This window comes from Pleomorphochaeta sp. DL1XJH-081 (genome assembly GCF_049310885.1).
Classification (GTDB): domain Bacteria; phylum Spirochaetota; class Spirochaetia; order Sphaerochaetales; family Sphaerochaetaceae; genus CAYZJV01.
In genome coordinates this window covers 40,021-57,093 of the sequence record NZ_JBMDYO010000007.1, presented here as the reverse complement: position 1 = coordinate 57,093, position 17,073 = coordinate 40,021, and the positions used below count along the sequence as shown (strand labels likewise).

Genomic DNA, 17,073 nt, shown 5'->3' with positions numbered 1-17,073 from the left:
CTACAGGGAGTTAATCGAGACAATGGATGGTATCGATTTTATACTTTTCACGACCTTCTTGAAGTCATCCTCATTGGCTACTTCCATGGTGAAACTTCCCATGAGACGATCCTGTTCTCCATCGTCAAGTCTTCCTTCGATCAAATGCCCACGATACTTTCTAATAGCACCTTCGATCTCAGCAAAGAGGTCTTGGGTAACCCGGCTTACGACCCTGAATCGTCTAGTCAGACGGGGAACGGCAGTTTCCCACTCGACCTCTATACTCCTCTCCTTGATCTCGGTCATATGCTTGAGGTTATGGCAATTTTTCCTATGTACAATAATCCCTCGTCCCCGTGAAACATAACCGATGATATCGTCGCCCCTCCGTGGATTACAGCACTGGGCTAGAGAGATCATCATATTTTTTTCATCGCCCACCTTGAAGGTGAGTCTGCTCTGATCCATCACCGAACGGACGATCTCTCCCTCTACTACAGGAGTAGCGATTTCGGTTGGTTCGGCCGATACCGGTTCGACCTTCTTCTTTGCGATGATGTTCTTATCTATGATCAAACTGTCATCGTTCTTGTTAAGCCATGAGCGGATTTTCTTTCGGGCATTCGTCGTTTTCGCTAGCCGTAGCCAGTTGATATTGGGATGGGCGTTCGGACTCGTTAAAATCTCGATTACCTGAGTATTCTTCAATGGTTGGCTCAGAGGGATAATTGATCCATCGGCCTTAGCCCCAGTCGTATGATTTCCTACTTCGGTATGGATATGGTAAGCGAAATCGAGTGCCGTAGCATTGGCTGGAAGTTCCACTATGTGGCCTTGGGGAGTGAATGTGTAGATGGTATCCTTGAGTAATTCTCCTTTGATGTCATCGAGAAAGCTCTCTGATTGTTCAATCTCATTGCTCCAACTCTTGAGTTTATGGAGAATTCGTGTGAACTGTTCACTGTCCTGTTTCATCCAGGATCCATCTGATACACCGGTTTCTGCTTTATAGACCCAATGGGCAGCGACACCGTACTCTGCTGTAGCGTGCATTTCCCGGGTACGTATCTGGACCTCCAACAATTTACCGTCGAGTGCCATAACCGTGGTATGGAGGCTCTGGTAGTTGTTTGCCTTTGGCATAGCTATATAGTCTTTGAAACGACCTTCAATGGGTGGCCATACTTTATGCACTAGGCCAAGTAGTGTATAGCACTCGTTCACGGTATCGCAGATGATTCGGACTCCGAGGATATCACCAATCTCCTCCAACTCCTTCTTTCGCTTCTTCATCTTCAGGTAGACACCGTAGGTGTGTTTTGTTCGTGATTGCACCTCTACATTAGCCAATCCCTGTTCACCACATGCACGATAGAGGATCTTCTCGATTCTTCCTAGATATGCGGTCCTCTCGCTTTTCTTGGATAGGAGGTACTCTTCGATATACTGGAAAGTTTCTGGTTTCAGGATCTTGAGTGATTGGTCTTCCAACTCACCTTTCAACCATGACATTCCCAATCTGTCAGCAAGCGGGGCATAGATGTCGAGTGTTTCATTGGCGATTTCACGTGCTCGTATTGGGCTCAGATGCTTCAATGTGCGCATATTGTGCAGTTTGTCGGCCAACTTGATAATGATAACCCGGACATCTTGGCTCATGGCAAAGAACATCTTCCTGATAGTCTCAGCCTCTTGCTGACTTTTATTCTTTACCTTCAGGGTGCTAATCTTCGTCTCACCTTCCACCAGATCGGCTACAGTCTGGCCAAAACGTTCTACTAAGTCCTCATAGGTCGTGGATGTGTCTTCGAGCGTATCATGGAGAAGTCCAGCAATCACCGTATCGACATCCATACGGATCGATATGAGAATTTCGGCGACTGCGTAAGGGTGGATGATATAGGGCTCTCCGCTCTGCCGTTTTTGGTTACCATGGGCTTCACAGGAGAATATTGCGGCATCACGAATACGTTCCTGTTCCGCCTTGGAGTAGCGGAAGGTCTTTTGGACAAATCTGTTGGTCAATTCCTCATACATCCAAAACCCCCCAAACGACGCGATGCAATTGTGCCAGATCCTTCTTGCTTTCAATATGTGAGAAACCCCGCTCAGAAAGCAAGTCCATGATAGCGCTTTGCTGACGGAAATCGCATTCAATCAACAAAATTCCTCGTGGATGCAGGTGTTTCGGTGCTTGATCAACAATCGAGCGGATAATCGCTAGACCATCGGCATCTCCTCCAAGTAAGGCGAGAGCCGGTTCAGCCTTCACTTGCGCCTCTGTCTGATCAAACCATGATTGGGTCAGATACGGCGGATTGGTGGCTATGAGAGAGAAATACGTATCGGTACATGCAGAGAAGAGATCCGATTGCAGTATGGTTACCGGCCTATTGAGCAATCGTTGTGCGTTTTCAGTAGCTACTTGCAAGGCTCCTTCGGATATATCGGCCAATGTTACCTCCGAATCGGGTAATTCAGCCGCGAGACTAATGCCAATGCATCCACTACCCGTACATAGATCCAGGATACGCTGTGCTGGTTTTTCTTTAACTAACTCCAAGGCAGTCTCAACCAATATCTCGGTATCACTTCTTGGAATAAGGACATCAGGTGTCACTGTGAATGTTCTACCGAAGAACTCCCTTTCACCGATAAGATAGGCTATCGGTTCATGTTCACAACGACGTTTAATGAGAGATACATACAGCGATTCAGCCGAATCCGAAAGAAGACTGTCCGATTTGCTGTAGAGTTGCTCACGTGACAAACCGGTGGTCTTACAGAGTAATAGTGATGCATCCAGTAATGGAGTCTGGGATATGCGATATCCGTCGATCGCCTTCGTTCCCCTTGTGAGTGCCTCACCGACCGATATCATTGTAGCTCCTTCAGAGCCTCTTCACCTGCAGCCATCCTCAGGGCATCGACAACCTCCTCCAACTGGCCTGCCATAACTAATTCAAGTTTATAGAGGGTGAGATTGATACGATGGTCGGTCAATCGGTTCTGGGGGAAATTGTAGGTTCTGATTCTTTCGCTACGATCTCCCGATCCTACTTGGCTCTTACGGTTGTCAGCCCTTTCCCGTGCCTTCTTATCCTCTTCCAGATCGTAAAGGCGAGATCGGAGAACACGCATTGCCTTGGCTTTGTTCTTGATTTGTGATTTCTCATCCTGACAGATTACAACGAGGCCGGTAGGGAGGTGGGTCAGACGAACCGCACTGTCGGTTGTATTGACCGACTGTCCACCAGGACCACCACTACGCATAACATCTACTTTGAGATCTTCTTGCCTAATCTCAATATCGGTCTCCTCGGCCTCCGGAAGAACAGCCACAGTAACTGCAGAGGTATGGATACGTCCTCCCGATTCGGTCTCCGGGACACGCTGAACACGATGAACACCGCTCTCCCAACGAAGATTCCCATAGACATCCTTTCCAGAGATAGAGTAGATAATCTCCTTGAAACCGCCGATTCCAGTCTCGTTCATACTGATGATCTCAATTTTCCATCTTTTGCTTTCGGCGAAGTGACTGTACATCCTGAAAAGATCTGCGGCGAAAAGGGCTGCTTCATCGCCTCCCGTACCTGCACGGATCTCCATGATGATATTCTTTCCCTCCATAGGATCGGGTGGAACGAGGAGCATCTTGCTCTGCTCTTCCAATTTGTCACGTTCCTCCCTTAGGGATTCGAGTTCTTCCTTCGCCATTGCAACCAGATCCTCGTCCTTCTCCTCTTTTACCATAGTCTCGGCAGCAGCGATCTGTTCATTAAGATCCCTAAGTGTATGCAAAGTCTCTATGATCGGCTCAAGGTGTGATCTCTCCTGCATGATCTTTCGGTACTCGTCGATATCCTTCATAATATCGGGATCCGAAAGGCGCTTCTCGAGTTCGATAAACTGGGGTTCGAATTTCTGCAGGATCTCTATCATCATCAGCTCCTCCCGAAGCCACTATCCTGAAAACGTCCATTCAGGGAAGTAGTTCCGTGGGAACCAAGTATAACGATTTCCCGCATCAGATGTCCAGCGTGGCCAGAAGGCGCTTATTCGCTTCGATCTTCTTAGGATCGAGCGTGTTCATCTTGAAAAACACGATTGCCCCAAAGAGGAAAAAGAGCGATGGAATGGCTGCCATGTGGAGACTGATTCCCATTTTTGCTGCCTTTGATGTAGGATCTGCATTGAAATCGGTCAGTGTGTGAATCAACCAGAAGACCACTGCCTGGCTGGCATAGGAAAAGCGCATAAAGAAAGCGCCCCCATGAGTACGCCATCATCCCTTCTCTTGTCGGTAACCACTATGGAATCGACGATATCGGCCATAGCTGGTCCCATGAAGGTCCAGAAACCTCCGAAGCCCAACCCCCAAAGCGCCATCCAGATAGTAAAACCCATGATGGAGCTTACGAAGGTCATGGGGAAGGAGAAGAAAGCCATCACCAATGCGGTGATCAAGAGCATACGTTGGTTGTTACCTATCCGTTTAGCCAAGAGCGCCCATCCGGGAATGGATACGAGGGTACCGATGAGCATTCCAGCAAAGATCAACGTTGTACCGCTACTGGGAACGTTGAGAATATAATTGCCTACATAATGGACCGAACTGGTCATACACATGGCTCCCGATTGGTAAAGGAATAGCAGGAGGATAAATGCCAATAGATCACGATGTTTCAATGCCCGTACCATGGAAGGTATGAAGGCATGTTCCTTTCTCGGTTCGGCTTTCAACTGCTCTTGGTGTTTGGAAAATCTTTGAATCATCTCCTTGGTTTCATGAATCCCTGGGATAATCAGCAGGATCCCACCAACGGTAAAAGCTGCCACTGCCCATCCACTGGTAAGGTAACTTCCGACATCTCCGTATGAAAAGAAGAGGGGAGGGATCACGAATCCCGCAGCGACACCGAGTACACCCACAGCGGTGCTGATGGCAGCGGCTTTCGTACGGACCTCTTGGCTACGGAACTTGTCCGGATAGACCGATTGGTAGTTTACCTCCCAAAGTGAATAGCAACCATCAAAGAGACATATGGTTACGACCATCCAGAAGAAGACCGGTAATGGATTGGATGACACTTCAAGTCGCCAGGATTGGGGTACCGAAAAGATAAGCACAAAAAAGAGAGCGCTGGAAAATAGTCCTATGATGATCCACGGGAACCTGCGGCCGAATATACGCGAGAATGGCGCCTTCCTATTTGTCACATAACCGATCACAGGGTCGTTTATGGCATTCCAGAGAGAGTAGAGGATCGTCGCTAGTGCGGCGTATCCTGCCGAAAGACCTATTTCTGTCTCGTAGAATTTGAATACGACAGCACCGAAGGCACCGGTAAGGAACTCGGCGAGGAATTTTCCTACACCATAGGATGCCATGACACCGGAGCTTATCTTGGACTTCTTCACCATTTGGGCTCTCCTTTTCAGTTATAGAAGCACAGATTTGCTCTTAGGGCAACAATTTTGGTATGTCACGGATTAGAAGGTGAATAACGCACTACCATATGTACTACAGCACTACTGGCGCTCTCATTAGCGATAGTGTGTTCTATATCGGCATGGTATGCAAGGAAGTCTCCCTTATGGAGCTCGACTCTATTGTCTCCTGCGGTAACGACAACAGATCCTTTCATAACCGTGAGGAACTCCTCAGTGTTGGGAAAATGGGCATCACTCGGTAGCGATGTATTGGGTTCGAATTGTAGAAGATAGATCTCCAAGTCACCCGCCATCTCCAGAGGAGAGAATACCTTTATCGTGACTCCGTGCTCATCGGTATCAAGGACTTTTATCGCTTCGCTCCGATTGACCACGAATTTTCGCTTTGGCCCTCCAGATGCATCGAGAAGATCGTGCAGATCCACTCCCAGTCCCCTTGCGATCTTCCAGACCGTGGCAACTGTCGGATTTACCTTATCTGACTCGATCTGACTGAGCATAGCCTTGGAGACACCAGAGCGTTCGCTCAGCACGTTCAGTGTAAGATTCCGGGCTGAGCGTAATTTCTGAATATTTTTTCCTATCATTGGGGGGTGTTCCATAGGAGCCTCCATTGTGTTTGACATAGTAAAATTTGTTCATTATACTGAACAAGGTCATTGTAGGATGATGTATTCCTGCTGTCAAGGAATAGCTTTCCGAGGAGGGCTGCATGAAAAATATCCTTGTGATCGGAGCTCTCGGCCAATTGGGGTCAGAGATCGCACTACGTCTACGACAACTCTACGGTGATACCCATGTGGTACTTGCCGATATTCGCAATGATGTGAATAGACCATTGGTGGAAGGTGGCCCCTTCTATACAGTCGATTGTAGGGATGGTGCCAGTCTCTCCGCACTGGTTAAAAAATATCGTATCGATACGATCTACCATCTTGCGGCAATTCTCTCCGCAACTGCTGAAAAGAACCCACAGCAGGCTTGGGATATAAATATGAATGGCCTTATGACCGCCTTGGAGGTGGCACGGGAGAACCATTGTTCACTTTTTACACCCTCATCAATAGGAGCCTTTGGTCCGACTACACCAAAGAAATTCACCCCACAGGATACGATCCAGAGACCGACGAGCATTTACGGCGTCACAAAGGTCGCTGGAGAGCTCTTATGTGATTACTACCACCACAAGTATGATGTGGATACAAGGGGGGTACGCTATCCTGGAATTATCAGCAATATGACCCCACCAGGAGGAGGTACGACCGACTATGCAGTGGAAATCTACTACGCAGCACTGCAGTCGAAACATTATGAATGTTTTTTACAAGGAGATACCTACCTCGATATGATGTATATGCCTGATGCAGTCAATGCTGCAATCCAGATTATGGAAGCCGATCCTTTTCGCCTTAGGCATAGGAATGCCTTTAATGTAGCAGCCATGAGTTTCTGCCCCGAGGAGCAGGCTGCCTATATCAGAACCCATATTCCCGAATTCACCATCAGTTATCGGGTGGATCCGGTCAAACAGGCGATTGCCGATTCATGGCCTGATAGCTTGGAGGATTATGCTGCAAGGGTTGAATGGGGGTGGAAACCGACTTATGATTTGTCCAGTATGACTGCCGATATGCTCAAGACGATAGGCGAAAGGATGGATAAGGGAGGTCCCAAACCATGATGCATCACACCATGATTACAGAGATGGAGAGCTTCATTGAGGAGCTGCATGAGCAGGGTCTGTACAAGGATGAGCGGGTAATCGAGAGCCCCCAGGGGAGCATGATCTCTGTTGGAGGGAAACAGGTAGTGAATTTTTGTGCCAACAACTACCTTGGTCTTGCCAATAATGCAGAGGTGATCGAGGCTGCTTCTATCGCTATGCAAAAATGGGGATACGGACTCTCTTCGGTCCGTTTTATCTGTGGAACCCAGGAGCTCCATAAACAGGTAGAGAAAAAAATCAGTGAGTTTCTCCATATGGAAGATACGATCCTTTTTTCGAGCTGTTTCGATGCCAACGGAGCACTATTCGAGCCTCTCTTGGATGAAAGGGATGCCATTCTCAGTGATGCCCTCAACCATGCCTCCATAATAGATGGGGTACGCCTGTGCAAGGCCAAACGCTATCGGTATGCCCACAGTGATATGGAAGATCTGGAACGACAATTGGCCGATGCGCGAGATTGCCGTAGGAGGCTGATCTGTACCGATGGGGTTTTCTCCATGGATGGCGATATAGCCCGATTAGATGCCATTTGCACCCTTGCCGAAAAGTACGATGCCCTCGTGATGGTCGACGATTCCCACGCAACTGGATACATCGGTGAGCATGGAAGAGGAACCGCAGAATACTGCAACGTCGAGGGACGTGTCGATATCATCACCACAACGTTCGGAAAAGCGTTGGGGGGAGCTAGCGGTGGTTGTATAAGCGCAAAGGCTCCTATCGTGGCAATCTTACGCCAACGGGCACGTCCCTACTTATTCAGCAACACGCTTGCCCCTGCAATAGCGGGAGGCACATTGAAGGTACTTGAATTGATCTCCGATGGGAATCCCTATCGGGAAAGGACCATGGACCGGGCTCGCCAGTTCAGGAGGGGGATGGAGAAAGCCGGTTTCGACCTTGTTCCTGGCCAGACGGCAATTGTACCAGTGATGCTCTATGAGGAACGGAAGGCTGTAGAAATGGCCGATGCATTGCTCGGCGAGGGTGTTTATGTAATAGGATTCAGCTATCCCGTGGTTCCCAAAGGAAAGGCTCGTATCAGAGTGCAACTATCGGCAGCTCACAGTACTGAGGATGTCGACTTAGCCATTGAGGCCTTTGTCAGGGTCCGAGAACAGCTGATACGGCGGTAACGGCACGCTACTTCGGGTAGGATATCCCTAACTTGCTACAGAGAGCTTTTCCCCATTGTTCCAGTTTCTCCATAACAGCTTTATCCTCTTCCCTTGTATCTTGGGAAGTTAGGCGTTCGGTAATTTTTCTGGCATAGAATTCAAGGTTTACTAATGTATCCCCAGGTGCGAAGTTGAGTCGGTTCTCACAGAATTCATGCCACAATTGTTGCTCTTTCTCATCTAAGACGTGGGGCCAGTTCCTACGGATATAACGCCAAAGTAATTCAGAAGCACGCGGGTCATCGAATGTGATAGTGCTACGCAGCAGTTCCTCAGGTTCCATATCGCGGATCTGGGAGAATCTTTGAGCATCTGCATCACCAAAGAATCCCGAGTAGAGTGCGAAATCGACATCATCGACCGGAGGATACTCATCCGAATCGGCTGCTTTTCGAATATTTACTGCAAGAATCGGATGTTCGGCTAGTTGTCTCCGATGTTTCTCACACACCTGAAGATCGAGTCCCAGATGTGTTGCTATCGCAGGATCTTCGGTTAAAATCTTCAAGGGAGAGATGAAGGGGACTCTGTTGATTGATACCCGATACAGACCGGGTACCCGGAGAAGGCGGTCCGAGGCACTTACCAGACTCGGTAAATTTGCCAAAAGGTTGGCTGCTTCAGTCAACGATTCTGTAGTTTCCTGAAGTGACTGTTCTAAATTTTCCTTCTCTAGAAGGGCTTTTCGAGCCCGTTGGGCGATGGTTCTGAAGGTATCCTCCGTCTTCCTCACCTCTTCGAGTTCCCCATACGCTTTTGCGGCGGATATGAGCATGGAAGGGTCATTGCGAAGATCGAAAACAAAGATGCTGTTCTTGTTCTTATAGGATCCGGTGATCGGTACCACGACTGTGGAACACCCCTCTTCGCGAGTGAATTCTGCACCTGTGTAGAGTACAGGAGGTCCCATGGGTGTCGAAAGCTCTTGCTTTACCTTCTGTTTGTTACGTAGATCGAGATAGTAAGAGAAGAGTTTTGGTTGTTTCCTCTTTATGAGACGGGCGAGCTCCAAAGTAGCCCAGACATCGCTCATGGCATCGTGGGCGTGTTCATGGGAAATGCCATTTGCCTCTGTGAGATCGGTTAGCTTGAATGAAGGACGGTTTGAGCTCGGCTTTTTCGGCCATACGATTCCCTTGGGGCGCAAATCGTGAGCAGCGCGCACTAGATCTATAAGGTCCCATCTGCTACGACCCTGGTCATACTCCCGTTGGTAGGGATCGAGAAAATTCCTATAAAGTGCATTACGAATGAATTCATCATCGAAACGGAGGCTATTATAGCCTACCGCACAGGTGCCGCGCTTGCTGAAGATATCGTTTATCCGTGCGATAAAGTCACTCTCGATGAGACCCTTTTCCTCAACTTCCTGGGGTGTAATCCCAGTAACCATGCAAGCGAGAGGATCGGGAAGATAATCATCACTCAATTTGCAATAGAGTACAATCGGATCTTCTATCACCGCGAGATCCATATCGGTACGGACACCGGCGAACTGGGCTATGCGGTCGTAACGGGAATTCAGGCCGAAGGTCTCCAGATCATACCAGAAGAAAGTTTCATTCCGTTTCATGTCACCAATGTACCACAGTCTTGTTTGTTTTGACAGACGGACCACCGTACGGTATCGTCTTTACAAGGAGTTGGCGCGCATGCGAAGGATTGTCTATTGTCTCTCTATTATGCTGGTTTTTTCGGTAGCGCCAGCTTTCTCCAACATTTCTCCAAGTCCATCAGATTCCGAAGTAAAGGTGGCTCTTCAGTCGATTCTCGTGGCAGGTGCAGCTACCTCTGCAGCAGGGAATCTGATTCCTCCACTGATATTCGCCGAGTCAATTCTCGATTCCGATTCCTCATTAGCGAATTTTCAACTCACCTTGGATAATGCCGATGTAGGGCTGCTACGGAAAACGGTATTGGAAAATCCTCAACCTCCACCACGCCAGATGGGTTTTTTGGAAGCGCTGTTCACCGCCGTCATTCCCCTTGTTCCCGACTATGCCAGAATGGTGGAATTTCTCAAGCCCCAAGGTCTTCTTGAGGAAGAAGTGATCCTCAGTGGGACTGTTGAAGCGGTACGGCTCTCTTATCCTTATCCGTTTCGCTATGAAGGAATTGCCTCGTTGGAGGTCTCAGGTAGCAGGTTCTCCCAGCCGTTTTTCCTCGATGTCACGTTTGTGATTCCCCTTGAAGGCCCAGCAGGCTCCGCTATCATTCCCCTTCGAGTAACGGCTAATGGAACTGACTACCTTCATGTTGCAAGGGCGCTGTTCAAGATTCCTGCAGGTGTCGATATCGAATCCCAGCTGCAACTGATTCTGTAGAACTCATGTCCAAGCTGGACAGATTGGCAACACTGGCCTAGAATATGGACACATCTACAGCAGGGGGAAGGCATGAAACACATAGTGGCACGCACAGAATCTTTTCTTCACGAGTGGAGTATCACACCCGATAGTATCGATATGCAAAAGTGCTGTGATGATTTTCTCAAGGAGATGGAACTTGGTCTTCAAGCAAAAGGAGTCGGTTCACTTGCCATGATTCCTACCTATACTTCTGCTGACACAATGATAGAACCAGAGCGAAAGGTCATTGTCTTAGATGCGGGTGGAACGAATTTTCGTACCTGTGTGGTCTCCTTTAGCGATACGATGGTTCCCACCATATCCTCCTACCGTAAGACCGGGATGCCCGGGGTCCATCATGAAGTCACCGCAACTGAGTTTTTCGGAGCTTTGGCCGATCAAGTTGAACCACTGATCGATGAGAGTGACCAAATAGGATTCTGCTTCTCATATGCCGCCGAGATAACAGAGGATCATGATGGAATTCCCCTCGTATTCTCCAAAGAGATAAAAGCTCCCCAAGTGATCGGTATGCCAGTAGGTAAATCACTGCTCGACGAACTCGCAAGGCGTGGGCATGATGTATCACGCAAACGGGTTGCCGTCGTGAATGATACCGTGGCAACACTACTGGCTGGCAAAGTCGCCACAGGCGTCTCTCCCTACGATGGGTATATCGGTTTCATCCTTGGGACGGGAACCAATACCGCATATGTGGAGAGCAACAGCCAGATTGCCAAATTGTCCTCTCTCAGCAGTGGGAGCCAGATAATCAATGTGGAGTCGGGAAATTATGAGCTGATTCCTGGTGAGTTGGACCGTCGTTTCATCAACAGTACCAAGCAACCGGAGAATTATCATTTTGAGAAGATGATTAGTGGGGCGTACCTCGGTTCATTCAGCCAGGTGGTCCTTGAGGAGGCTATAGCAGAGCGAATCTTGAGTGAAGAGTTCGCAGAGCGGTTCCTTGCCATACCACCGTTAGATACAACACGTATGAGCCACTATCTTGAAATGCCGCATAACCAATCGTACAACATGGTGTCATGTATCACCAATGAGGCCGATGCGACGGCGCTTTATCTCATTCTTGATTCGATTATAGCTAGGGCTGCGAAGCTCACGGCAATCAATCTCAGCGCTGCTGTACTGAAATCCGGATCGGGAGAAAATCCTCGGTATCCGGTCTGCATCAATGCGGATGGAACTACATTCTATAAGACCGAGAATCTTGATCTCTATACCAAACAGTATGTGACCGATTTCCTCCATCGTAGGCACCATCGCTTCGTACGATTCGTTAATATCGATGACTCTCCTACCATCGGGGCTGCAGTCGCGGGACTATCACTTCTCTGATACAGCTTCCAAGTCTGCTCTACGCACCAGATCACGTTGCCATGTTAAAAGATAGTCATGCCTCTCTTGGTCGTCTCCCCATGCATCCGCCATTACCCTATATACGGGTTCTGTTCCGCTTCCGCGCATCCAGATGAAGTCGGTATCGGTTCCCAGTTTGTCGCTGAAGATGATCTTCAACCCTCCACGCATGGGAGCACTGCGATACGCTGGTCCCAAACCGGTACGCTGGTGGATTCCTTCAGTCTGTTCTTCTCTCCAACCTGAGATGCCGAAACGCTTTTCCAATTCATCACTTCTTTCAGCGTAGTCGATCACAAATAGCTTCTCATAAGCCATTTTGAGTTTGCCGTGGTCATGTGTCGATATGTTCATCACCGCATCTTTGGAGAACCCCCCGGTAATGGTCCGGGCGGGGAGGGTCGCTATAGCCTTCGCAATAGATGGTTTTTCCGATGCATGTACCTGCTTGCCAGTGATGGCACGGAATCTCTCTGGCGAACTGAGCAGTTTGATCAGCGATACCAATGTATTCAATGGATCGCGGACTTTCCCAGGATGGGTGATATTGCCACCATTGGAGCCTTCACCTAAAATCCTTACTGTGTAACCGTCCTTCCTGACCTGCTCAGCGAGGGAGACAACATTTGCCTCTCCTACTTCAGCCCTGAAAACGGTTACCCCCAACTCTGTCGCAAGCGTATCTATCATTAATGAAGTCGGTCCATTGACAACGATAGCTTGTGCAGTGTTATCTTTTTTTGAGAGAGCGAGTTCTATTCTGGCTACGAGTGCGAACAGCTGTTGTGCCCCGAGGATCTTTGCTTTATCCTCCAATTCATCGTAATAGACGATATTACCTCTATCCCCGTCATTGTCGGGAACGTAACCGAGCATGAAAGAGGAATTTTCCTTATGGGCTTCTTCCAGTGCGCGACGGCACATCTGTAGGTTCTCTCCCTCTGGCACAATGGCATGAACTATTGAGCGAGGGCGATCGTTGAGGAACCGAGTGGCTATACCAAGGCCTTCCAAAAATTCCTTGTCTATCGAAAGGCTTCTAGCACTCCCGTTCAGCTCTCCCACAATCCCTATCGGATTGTGTGCTATATCGCCTCTCAGCTCGGCGATCATATCGCCGAATATCGCTTCATCCTCGGAATTGGTGGCAATGTCTAAAACTAATCGTTCATAGGCAATCTCAGCCGTCTCTTTCTCTGTGCCGCAATTTTCTAGGATGGCATCGTAAATATCGGTAGCAACAGAGGCACTGAGTTCCTGTACGAGAAGAGGAATATCCGGATCTGCCAACAGTGTTCTGAATGATGCTATGACTTTTGTTGCTTCTTCTGCCTTAGCCACTCCTCCCGCTTTCCCAAACTTGAATCCATTATGTCCGATAGGATTGTGACTAGCAGTTATATAGAAGAAATCGCTTTCGTTATGATAGTAAGAATACGCCATAATTTCTGGAGCTGCGGCTATAAAGAGGTGTTTGACATCAACGTTATGTGAAATGAGTATACGGCAGACTATGTCGGCGATCGCAGGGCCGGTAGGACGGCTATCCATGGCAAGGATGACCGAGTGGGGTTTTCTTTCTCGATAGAAGGCTTCTGTGGCAATGGCAACGATATACGCGTCAGCTTTCGAGATGTTGGCCCCATTATCTTCTTCATCGTTCGATGCTGCAAATACTTTTCTCCATCCCGAAGCGCTGATTACCATCTGTTGGTAAGATGTCTCCAAATCAGTTATTGCTACAGCTGTTCCTTCCAAGGGATCCTTGGTGCTATCTGCAATGGGAAAACCGGTTTTTGGATGTGTCGTTATCATTGCTGACTCCTTATGAAGCGAGTATATCCCCCTTGTCTCGTGTCGGCAAGACTGGTACTGTATTGCCAGATATGAAAACCGTAGCCGCTATCCACGATATCTCCTGTCACTCGAAATCTTCCCTTACCGTTGTAATTCCCACATTGGCAGCATTGGGGGTACAGGCATCGGTATTAACTACAGCATTGTTGTCGACTCATACCGATGGGTATGAAAATTATGCCTATGTCGATCTTACCGAGACGATGGAGGATGTCATAGCACATTGGAAGAAGTTGGGTCTCCAGTTCGATAGTATCTATTCCGGATTCCTCGGATCCCATAGGCAAATCGATACCGTATCCAGTTTCATCGGGTGGCAACGCCAGGGGGGTCGACAACCTCTGGTTGTGGTCGATCCTGTATTAGGTGACCAGGGTAAGCCCTATGGTCCCATGACCAGTGAATTGATCGCACGTATGCACGATCTGGTGACCATGGCAACAGTAATTACACCAAATCTCACCGAAGCCGCGCTTCTTCTCGGAGAGCAATTCAATAGTGACTTACCGCTGAAAGTGGCAGAGCATTGGGCAAAGCGATTGAGTACCCTTGGCCCACGGTATGTTGCAATTACCAGTGTAATGGATGGATCCGATGGTATAGTCGTTGCTTATGATGCTGACCAGAAAAGCGGTTTTCACATCCGGCAGACCTATGCTCCCGTGTCTTATCCCGGTTGTGGTGATTTTTTTGCAAGTATCCTCTGTGCTCTTTTAGTACGTGGTCTCTCCTTTTCCCATGCGGTTGAACAGGCTACGGATATGGTAAGCAAAGCAGTTTATGCTACCTGGAAAACCGGTACGGAAATTCGCAGCGGGGTAGCCATCGAATTGGTTATGTCGGATTTGGTGAAGGTAGTCGGATGATTTTGGTAGTAGCTTCATCTGCAGGTGAACTACAGGGAGCACAGCAGTTTCCCGTGGAAGAGGGACAAGTATTCAGGAGACTTCCCGATGGAAGACCTTTGGTGGCTGTAAGTGTAGGTGTCGGTAAGGTTCAGGCGGCTATCGGTACATTCGAGGCTATTAAAACGTATAAGCCAGAGAGGGTATTCGGCATCGGAAGCTGTTGTGCGCTCAGAGAGAATATTGGACTTGGGGCGTTGATCATTCCAACCCATCTGCTACAATATGATATTGATCTTCGTCGTTTTGGTCTTCCACGTGGTACCGTTTACGGAAACAATGGCCAGAAGGTAGGCCCTCTGTCCATAGACTCCTCGATCGTTATGCATGCGAATCCAGCCGAAACACTTGCAGGTCAGCCAGTACTGCATAATGCGACAATTGGCAGTGCTGATCGATTTCTTACTCCAGAAGACCGCATTAGTCATGCGTTTCTAGTCGAGGAACTGCATGTGGATGCGGTCGATATGGAAAGTCATGCAATGGTTGCGGCAGCTCAGCGTGCCCAGACTCCGATTTCAATCATACGCGCAGTGAGCGATGTATGGACAGGACAACGGGTGAGTTCATTACCTCGATTTCTAACCGAATCATCCCATGCTATCTTCGCCCTTATCGCCAAGTGTTTTTAGCGCAAGGAAAAATCGCCTACAATCTTATACACCTTTCCGTCTTTTACCACCTGTAGTTTTCGGTTGGGAAAATGACGCGGTAATTGTTCCTCCAAGAATTCAATTGCGGCGCTTTCGATCTCAGAACGGTCATTGGGATGGACCTTTTCAAGGGTTGACATTTCGATATCCACCATATAACCCCTTCCATGTTCGCTTCCATAGCCCAAGGTGAATTTCGTACCGGTACTGAATAGGCCGTCATAGGAGACCCTGGCTGCTTTTCCTCGTTCAGGACGGTTCGGATGCAATGGATAGCGGTCTCCGTAGCGATCCTCCAAGTAATGATCCAGTTCATCACATAGACTACGCATATGATCCTCTAAAATCTGTTGCTGTGGACTCATCAAACTCATACAAGCTCCTTCGGTGTCTCACTTTGGGGTAGGGTCCAAGAGCGAGGGGGATGCTTTGGTCTTTGTATGAATTGGTCGCAAAGGGCTGTAATCTGTTGTTCATGTTCAGTGAAGATCTGCTGTGCCCGTTTAATCATATGAGAGAGGACAACAGGATCAGTCTCATCCAGTTTTACCCGCTTATGGAGATCCCCATGGATGCGAATATACTCCATATCACCAATAGCAGAGGCAATTTCATGGGATGTGCGCATCTGGGATGATGCATAGAGGCGGTAGATAGGAGTACCTTTGGCAGGATCGAGCCAGCTGAATACACCACTACCGGTAGTCGCGGGATCAAGTCGGTACGGAGCGCTGGATGTGCTGAGAGAGAGTACATGGAACCGTTTGGCATCCGGATAGAGACGTTTGGCCTCCTTATAAGCATAGAGGACGGGATTGTTAGCTACCACGCCACCATCTAAGAGAGAAATGGCTTGATTTGAAACGGGATCGTGTATGGTTGTGGGTGAAAAATAGGTCGGTGCTGCACTAGTTGCCCTTGCGGCGGTCCTAAGAAGAACCTCTGGGGTACCGTAGTTAGAAAGGATGTAGGGGCGATCGTTACCATAGTCGTAGGTTACCACCATGGTGGGAGTTAGTGCTTGTCCAATTTTCCTCTCTCCAAAGATGTCGAACAACAATTGGTTGAATGAGAGGTCATCGTACTTGTGTGTGAACAACTGGTTAATCATATTCAGTTGGAAAAACGACTGGCTTCGGGGGAAAATAATCCTTCCGTACTTCAAATAGATGTCGGCAATCCTTTTGATATCCGGGCCAGGATCAGGATACAATGTCTGGCTCCTACTCTTTTTTGAGGAGGGTTCAGATTGTTGTTCTTTTGTTGGACTTTGACGTGTTGCGAGTAGGGAGGAATCACTATTCGCACTGGTGAGAGCTAATGCGATCAACCCTCCAGTCGAGGTCCCACTCACCAGATCAAAGTGAGAATAGAGCGGTCTGTCGTCGCCCTTGGAGCGCAGGAGGTTCTCCACATGCTCAAGTATCGTCGCGGGAATGACACCACGCATGCCTCCTCCATCTAAACAGAGGATATAGCGGTCTTCTCCTAGGCGCTTGAGTTCGCGATTCTTGAGATAGTTTCGTAGTCCCATGTTGATAAACATGGTATATTTGGCCTTAGTGGTCAAGAGAACCACCCCGT

16 protein-coding genes are annotated in these 17,073 nt (G+C 48.5%); 6 read left to right on the top strand and 10 right to left on the bottom strand.

The features are described from left to right. From ACODJP_RS11230 to ACODJP_RS11205, 6 genes are all read right to left on the bottom strand, one after another. A complete protein-coding gene (locus tag ACODJP_RS11230; protein WP_422481513.1) occupies positions 1–2,019 on the bottom strand; it encodes a RelA/SpoT family protein in 2,019 nt (672 codons plus the stop codon). Continuing rightward, entirely contained in the window at positions 2,012–2,863 is an 852-nt protein-coding gene (gene prmC / locus ACODJP_RS11225) for a peptide chain release factor N(5)-glutamine methyltransferase (protein WP_422481511.1), read from the bottom strand. The genes ACODJP_RS11230 and prmC overlap by 8 nt, the downstream gene beginning before the upstream one ends. Next, entirely contained in the window at positions 2,860–3,927 is a 1,068-nt protein-coding gene (gene prfA, locus ACODJP_RS11220) for a peptide chain release factor 1 (protein WP_422481593.1), read from the bottom strand. The genes prmC and prfA overlap by 4 nt, the downstream gene beginning before the upstream one ends. An 85-nt stretch (positions 3,928–4,012) precedes the next feature. Beyond that, positions 4,013–4,243 carry a hypothetical protein gene (locus ACODJP_RS11215; RefSeq protein ID WP_422481509.1) on the bottom strand — a complete coding sequence of 77 codons (231 nt, stop codon included), beginning with the start codon at positions 4,241–4,243 and terminating at the stop codon, positions 4,013–4,015. After that, positions 4,201–5,409: an MFS transporter gene (locus ACODJP_RS11210; RefSeq protein ID WP_422481507.1), complete on the bottom strand. Its 1,209-nt coding sequence runs from the start codon at positions 5,407–5,409 to the stop codon at positions 4,201–4,203. Before ACODJP_RS11210 ends, ACODJP_RS11215 begins: the two co-directional genes overlap by 43 nt. A 62-nt stretch (positions 5,410–5,471) precedes the next feature. After that, complete coding sequence (locus tag ACODJP_RS11205; RefSeq protein ID WP_422481505.1) at positions 5,472–6,041, bottom strand: helix-turn-helix domain-containing protein; 570 nt, start codon at positions 6,039–6,041, stop codon at positions 5,472–5,474. A gap of 110 nt (positions 6,042–6,151) precedes the next feature. Here ACODJP_RS11205 and ACODJP_RS11200 point away from each other — a divergent pair, with 110 nt between their 5' ends. Then, positions 6,152–7,120, top strand: a complete 969-nt coding sequence (locus tag ACODJP_RS11200) for an NAD-dependent epimerase/dehydratase family protein (RefSeq protein WP_422481503.1) — start codon at positions 6,152–6,154, stop codon at positions 7,118–7,120. Continuing rightward, a complete protein-coding gene (locus ACODJP_RS11195; protein ID WP_422481591.1) occupies positions 7,120–8,304 on the top strand; it encodes a glycine C-acetyltransferase in 1,185 nt (394 codons plus the stop codon). Before ACODJP_RS11200 ends, ACODJP_RS11195 begins: the two co-directional genes overlap by 1 nt. 7 nt (positions 8,305–8,311) lie before the next feature. On the opposite strand, the gene sbcB is transcribed toward ACODJP_RS11195, so the two are convergent. Further along, entirely contained in the window at positions 8,312–9,919 is a 1,608-nt protein-coding gene (gene sbcB / locus ACODJP_RS11190) for an exodeoxyribonuclease I (protein ID WP_422481501.1), read from the bottom strand. Between the two features lie 79 nt (positions 9,920–9,998). Here sbcB and ACODJP_RS11185 point away from each other — a divergent pair, with 79 nt between their 5' ends. Both ACODJP_RS11185 and ACODJP_RS11180 read left to right on the top strand, forming a co-directional pair. Further along, positions 9,999–10,670: a hypothetical protein gene (locus tag ACODJP_RS11185; protein WP_422481499.1), complete on the top strand. Its 672-nt coding sequence runs from the start codon at positions 9,999–10,001 to the stop codon at positions 10,668–10,670. Positions 10,671–10,742: 72 nt separating this feature from the next. Further along, positions 10,743–12,053, top strand: coding sequence for a hexokinase family protein (locus ACODJP_RS11180; protein ID WP_422481497.1), 1,311 nt, complete (start codon positions 10,743–10,745; stop codon positions 12,051–12,053). Here the strand turns inward: ACODJP_RS11180 and ACODJP_RS11175 are convergent. Next, a complete protein-coding gene (locus ACODJP_RS11175; protein WP_422481495.1) occupies positions 12,042–13,889 on the bottom strand; it encodes a phosphoglucomutase in 1,848 nt (615 codons plus the stop codon). The genes ACODJP_RS11180 and ACODJP_RS11175 overlap by 12 nt on opposite strands. Positions 13,890–13,960: 71 nt before the next feature. On the opposite strand from ACODJP_RS11175, the gene ACODJP_RS11170 reads away from it, so the two are divergent. Together ACODJP_RS11170 and ACODJP_RS11165 are read left to right on the top strand one after the other, a co-directional pair. Next, on the top strand, positions 13,961–14,797 hold the full coding sequence (locus ACODJP_RS11170; RefSeq protein ID WP_422481493.1) for a pyridoxamine kinase: 837 nt from the start codon (positions 13,961–13,963) through the stop codon (positions 14,795–14,797). Continuing rightward, the gene (locus tag ACODJP_RS11165; RefSeq protein ID WP_422481491.1) at positions 14,794–15,468 is read left to right on the top strand and encodes a 5'-methylthioadenosine/S-adenosylhomocysteine nucleosidase; all 675 of its coding nucleotides are present in this window, start codon (positions 14,794–14,796) and stop codon (positions 15,466–15,468) included. Before ACODJP_RS11170 ends, ACODJP_RS11165 begins: the two co-directional genes overlap by 4 nt. Here ACODJP_RS11165 and ACODJP_RS11160 read toward each other — a convergent pair. Together ACODJP_RS11160 and ACODJP_RS11155 are read right to left on the bottom strand one after the other, a co-directional pair. Further along, the gene (locus ACODJP_RS11160; RefSeq protein ID WP_422481489.1) at positions 15,465–15,863 is read right to left on the bottom strand and encodes a hypothetical protein; all 399 of its coding nucleotides are present in this window, start codon (positions 15,861–15,863) and stop codon (positions 15,465–15,467) included. The genes ACODJP_RS11165 and ACODJP_RS11160 overlap by 4 nt on opposite strands. Beyond that, positions 15,860–17,023, bottom strand: coding sequence for a patatin-like phospholipase family protein (locus ACODJP_RS11155; protein WP_422481487.1), 1,164 nt, complete (start codon positions 17,021–17,023; stop codon positions 15,860–15,862). The genes ACODJP_RS11160 and ACODJP_RS11155 overlap by 4 nt, the downstream gene beginning before the upstream one ends. Between the last annotated feature and the right edge of the window lie 50 nt (positions 17,024–17,073).

Bases quoted from the DNA above. Each gene is read 5' to 3' on its own strand.
- ACODJP_RS11230 (WP_422481513.1), bottom strand. From the start codon at position 2,019: ATGTATGAGGAATTGACCAACAGATTTGTCCAAAAGACCTTCCGCTAC.
- prmC (WP_422481511.1), bottom strand. From the start codon at position 2,863: ATGATATCGGTCGGTGAGGCACTCACAAGGGGAACGAAGGCGATCGAC.
- prfA (WP_422481593.1), bottom strand. From the start codon at position 3,927: ATGATAGAGATCCTGCAGAAATTCGAACCCCAGTTTATCGAACTCGAG.
- ACODJP_RS11215 (WP_422481509.1), bottom strand. From the start codon at position 4,243: ATGCGCTTTTCCTATGCCAGCCAGGCAGTGGTCTTCTGGTTGATTCAC.
- ACODJP_RS11210 (WP_422481507.1), bottom strand. From the start codon at position 5,409: ATGGTGAAGAAGTCCAAGATAAGCTCCGGTGTCATGGCATCCTATGGT.
- ACODJP_RS11205 (WP_422481505.1), bottom strand. From the start codon at position 6,041: ATGGAACACCCCCCAATGATAGGAAAAAATATTCAGAAATTACGCTCA.
- ACODJP_RS11200 (WP_422481503.1), top strand. From the start codon at position 6,152: ATGAAAAATATCCTTGTGATCGGAGCTCTCGGCCAATTGGGGTCAGAG.
- ACODJP_RS11195 (WP_422481591.1), top strand. From the start codon at position 7,120: ATGCATCACACCATGATTACAGAGATGGAGAGCTTCATTGAGGAGCTG.
- sbcB (WP_422481501.1), bottom strand. From the start codon at position 9,919: ATGAAACGGAATGAAACTTTCTTCTGGTATGATCTGGAGACCTTCGGC.
- ACODJP_RS11185 (WP_422481499.1), top strand. From the start codon at position 9,999: ATGCGAAGGATTGTCTATTGTCTCTCTATTATGCTGGTTTTTTCGGTA.
- ACODJP_RS11180 (WP_422481497.1), top strand. From the start codon at position 10,743: ATGAAACACATAGTGGCACGCACAGAATCTTTTCTTCACGAGTGGAGT.
- ACODJP_RS11175 (WP_422481495.1), bottom strand. From the start codon at position 13,889: ATGATAACGACACATCCAAAAACCGGTTTTCCCATTGCAGATAGCACC.
- ACODJP_RS11170 (WP_422481493.1), top strand. From the start codon at position 13,961: ATGAAAACCGTAGCCGCTATCCACGATATCTCCTGTCACTCGAAATCT.
- ACODJP_RS11165 (WP_422481491.1), top strand. From the start codon at position 14,794: ATGATTTTGGTAGTAGCTTCATCTGCAGGTGAACTACAGGGAGCACAG.
- ACODJP_RS11160 (WP_422481489.1), bottom strand. From the start codon at position 15,863: ATGAGTTTGATGAGTCCACAGCAACAGATTTTAGAGGATCATATGCGT.
- ACODJP_RS11155 (WP_422481487.1), bottom strand. From the start codon at position 17,023: ATGGGACTACGAAACTATCTCAAGAATCGCGAACTCAAGCGCCTAGGA.